We start from the raw sequence: 3922 nt of genomic DNA on the forward strand, positions 1-3922 counted from the left end.
GCCTGCGCCTTCGGCTCGACGAGGTCGTCGACCAGCGCCCGCATCGCCACGAGCGCGGGCACCGATCCGGGATCGACCGCCCAGGCCACGGCCACGACATCGGCCGCGTCCGGGATGGGCACGAGGGCGCGGCGCACGGCCACGACCAGTCGCTTCAGGTCGGCCGCGGGCTCGTCACCGTCACGCCCCACGCCGGCCGGCACGGTGTCGAGCAACCGAGCCGCCACCTCGACGAGGAGCGCCTGCTTGTTCTCGACGTGCCAGTAGAGCGCGCCCGGCTGCACATCGAGTTCGCGGGCCAGCCGGCGCATCGACAGGTCGGCCAGGCCGAAACGCGTCAGGATCGACACCGCCGTATCGATGACCTGGCCTCGCGTCAGACTCACGGCCTGTTCGCTCCCTTGTCTCGGTGCACCGCGACTCTCCGCACGCGCATTTGACCGCGAGCCTAGCGACTCGGCCATACTGGGGCCGATCCCTTGAACACCGTTCAAGGCGGACGCGTCACCGCGATTGAACACCGTTCAATTGGCGCTCCGGCACGTTCGCCCCCCGACCGAAGGAGCCCGGGTGCCCACGACCACCGCCACCACCGCCGCTGCCACCACCAACTACGCCGCCCTCGCCGACGCCGTCCTCGCCGGCACGCCCGTGACCACGGACGACGCCCTGGCCGTACTGCGCTCCGGCGATGACGCACTGCTCGACGTCGTCCAGGCCGCCGGGCGTCTGCGCCGCGCCCACTTCGGCAACACCGTCAAGGTCAACTACCTCGTCAACCTCAAGTCCGGCCTCTGCCCCGAGGACTGCGGCTACTGCAGCCAGCGCCTCGGCTCGACCGCCGACATCCTGACGTACTCGTGGCTCAAGCCCGACGAGGCCCTCGCGCAGGCCGGCGCCGGCCTGCGCGGCGGCGCCAGCCGGGTCTGCCTCGTCTCCAGCGGCCGTGGCCCCTCCGACCGGGACATCGATCGCGTCTCCGGCATGGTCGGCGCGCTCAAGGACAAGTACCCCGACGTCGAGGTCTGCGCCTGCCTCGGGCTGCTCAAGGACGGTCAGGCCGAGCGGCTGCGCGAGGCCGGCGTGGACGCCTACAACCACAACATCAACACCGCGGCGTCGCACCACGACGCCATCGTCACCAGCCACACCTACGACGACCGCGTCGACACGGTGACGAAGGCGAAGGGCGCCGGCCTGTCCCCGTGTTCGGGCCTGATCGCCGGGCTCGGCGAAAGCGACGAGCAGCTGGTCGAGGCCCTGTTTGCCCTGCGCGACCTCGAATCCGACTCCATCCCGGTCAACTTCCTCATGCCGTTCGACGGCACTCCGATGCAGGGCACGCACGAGCTCAGCCCGGCGCGCTGCGTGCGGATCCTCGCGATGGCCCGATTCGTCTGCCCGGAGAAGGAGATCCGCATCGCCGGCGGGCGCGAGATGCACCTGAAGTCGCTGCAGGGGTTGGCGTTGCATGTGGCGAACTCGATCTTCCTCGGCGACTACCTGACCTCCGAGGGCCAGGACGCCCAGGCCGACATCGACCTCATCGCCGACAACGGGTTCGTCATTCTCGGAGCGCAGGACGGCCCGGAGAGCGGATCGGCGTGCGCGGGTGGGTCGGTCACCGCGGATCCCGTGATCCGTCGGCGTGGTGCCGGCACGACGGCTCCGGCGAACGCCTGACATGCCGGCGCTCGACCTGCCGACCCAGGCCCGCGACCGTGGTCTGCTCTGGCATCCGTACGCACCGCTCGACGGCCCGGCGCCGTACGCCGTCGAGCGAGCCGAGGGAGTGCGCCTGACGCTGACCGACGAACAGGGCCGCACCCGCGAGGCGATCGACGCCATGGCCTCGTGGTGGTGCGCCGTGCACGGGTACCGCAACCCCACGCTGGACGCCGCCGCGCGTGACCAGCTCGACCGGTTCTCGCATGTGATGTTCGGCGGCCTGACCCATGAACCGGCGGTGGCCCTGGCCGAGCGACTCGTCGCGATCGCTCCGGGCGACCTCGCCCACGTCTTCTTCGCCGACTCCGGATCGGTGTCGGTCGAGGTGGCCCTCAAGCTGGCGCTGCAGTATCAGGCGGCGCGGGGGCGGGGCGGGCGGCAGCGGTTCCTCACCGTGCGCGGCGGCTACCACGGGGACACGTTCGCCGCGATGAGCGTGTGCGACCCGGTCGACGGGATGCATTCGGCGTTCCCGGGGGTGCTGGCCACGCACCTGTTCGCGCCGCGACCGCCGGCGGGGTGGTTCGTGCCGGACCTCGACGACCCGGCGACCGGTACGTGGCACACCGACGAGGCTGCGCTCGCGCGGTGGCGGGCGGAGTTTCGCGCGCTGGCGGCGCAGCACACCGATGGGCTGGCCGCGATCGTCGTCGAGCCGGTGCTCCAGGGCGCCGGGGGCATGTTCGTCTACCACCCGGACGTGCTGCGCACGATGCGCGAGGTCGCCGACGAGCACGGGTTGCTGCTCATCGTCGACGAGATCGCGACCGGGTTCGGGCGCACCGGGCGACTGTTCGCGAGCCAGTGGGCGGACGTCGCTCCGGATGTCGTGTGCGTCGGCAAGGCCCTGACCGGCGGGTATCTCACCCTGGCGGCCGTGCTGACGACGGCTGCGGTCGGCGAGGTCATCTCGCGCTCGGAGTTCCGCGCACTGCTGCACGGGCCGACGTTCATGGCGAACCCGCTCGCGTGTGCCATCGCACGCGCCTCCGTCGATCTGTTGTTGCCGACGTGGGCCGACGACGTTCACCGGATCGCCGTGGGGCTGGCTCGACATCTCGCGCCCGCGACGGAGGTGCCAGCGGTGCGGGAGGTGCGAGTGCTCGGGGCCGTCGGGGTCGTCCAGCTCGATCGGCCCGTCGAGGTGCCGGCGGTCACCCGGGCGGCGCTCGATCGCGGCGTGTGGGTGCGTCCGTTCCGGGATCTCGTCTACACGATGCCGCCGTACGTCAGCACGGACGACGACGTCGCCGCGATCGGTGCGGGCATCGTCGGGGCGATCGCGGAGGTGCACGCGTGAGCGCCGTTGCCCCTGTGAACGAGAGCCAGTGGACCACGTGGTTGGCCGAGCGGGCCGCGTTGCGGGTCGAGCGCGGCGTGGTTCGGAGCGATCCGCTGCTGCGTGCCGGCGGCGGGTCGGGCGCGGTGCTCGACCTCGCCTCCAACGACTACCTCGGCTTGGCCGCCGATCCGCGGATCGTCGCGGCCGCCCACGAGGCCCTCGACCGGTTCGGCGCCTCGGCGTCGGCCTCGCGGTTGGTCACCGGCACCCTGCCGGTGCACCGTGATCTCGAAGACGCCCTGTGCGACCTGACCGAGCAGCCCACGGCCCTGGTGTTCTCGACCGGGTACGCCGCCAACCTCGGGGTCATCGGAGCGTTGTCCGGGCGCGGCGCGCACGTGCTGCTCGACGAGCATGCGCACGCCTCCCTGCACGACGCGGCGCGCATGGCCCGGACGCCGTACACACTGTTCACCCACAACGACGTCGCCGACCTCGACCGGCAGCTGTGTGCCTTGCCCGGTCAGCGGGTTATCGTCGCGGTGGAGTCCATCTACTCCGTGCTCGGGGACGAGGCTCCGCTGGCCGAGTTCGCACAGGTCTGTGCGCGCCACGATGCCCTGCTCATCGTCGATGAGGCGCACGGCATCGGGGTCGCGGGTCAAGGTCGCGGGCTCGTGCACGCGGCGGGTCTGGCCGGAGCGTCGCATGTGTGCGTCACCGCGACCCTGTCCAAGTCGTTGGCGGCCCAGGGCGGAGCAGTGCTGGCCCACCCTGCCGTGCGCGATCACCTCGTCAACACGGCCCGCAGTTTCATCTTCGACACCGCGTTGGCGCCGGCCGCGGCGGGCGCGGCGGCGGCTGCGGCGCGGTTGGTGGTGCAGGATCCGGGGCTGGCGGGCCGGGTGCGGG

The 3922-nt window shown here is 71.9% G+C and carries 3 protein-coding genes and 1 pseudogene; 3 read left to right on the forward strand and 1 reads right to left on the reverse strand.

What is annotated here, in order from left to right; all coding sequences use genetic code 11:
* Positions 1-386 (reverse strand): TetR/AcrR family transcriptional regulator (locus KD1_RS08785; RefSeq protein WP_157073252.1); only part of this gene is annotated, 386 nt, incomplete at its 3' end.
* Between the two features lie 184 nt (positions 387-570).
* Between KD1_RS08785 and bioB the strand changes: the two are divergent.
* The 3 genes and pseudogenes from bioB to KD1_RS08800 all read left to right on the forward strand — a co-directional run.
* A pseudogene (gene bioB / locus KD1_RS08790) lies at positions 571-1680 on the forward strand (biotin synthase BioB); the annotation flags it as partial.
* Between the two features lie 4 nt (positions 1681-1684).
* Positions 1685-3028 (forward strand): adenosylmethionine--8-amino-7-oxononanoate transaminase, encoded by a 1344-nt coding sequence (locus tag KD1_RS08795; RefSeq protein ID WP_068400617.1) that lies wholly within the window; start codon positions 1685-1687, stop codon positions 3026-3028.
* Positions 3025-3922 (forward strand): aminotransferase class I/II-fold pyridoxal phosphate-dependent enzyme (locus tag KD1_RS08800; RefSeq protein ID WP_245627333.1); only part of this gene is annotated, 898 nt, incomplete at its 3' end. The genes KD1_RS08795 and KD1_RS08800, both read left to right, overlap by 4 nt.

It is taken from the genome of Kribbia dieselivorans NBRC 106261, from assembly GCF_001552435.1.
In the GTDB taxonomy this organism is placed as follows: Bacteria; Actinomycetota; Actinomycetes; order Actinomycetales; family Dermatophilaceae; genus Kribbia; species Kribbia dieselivorans.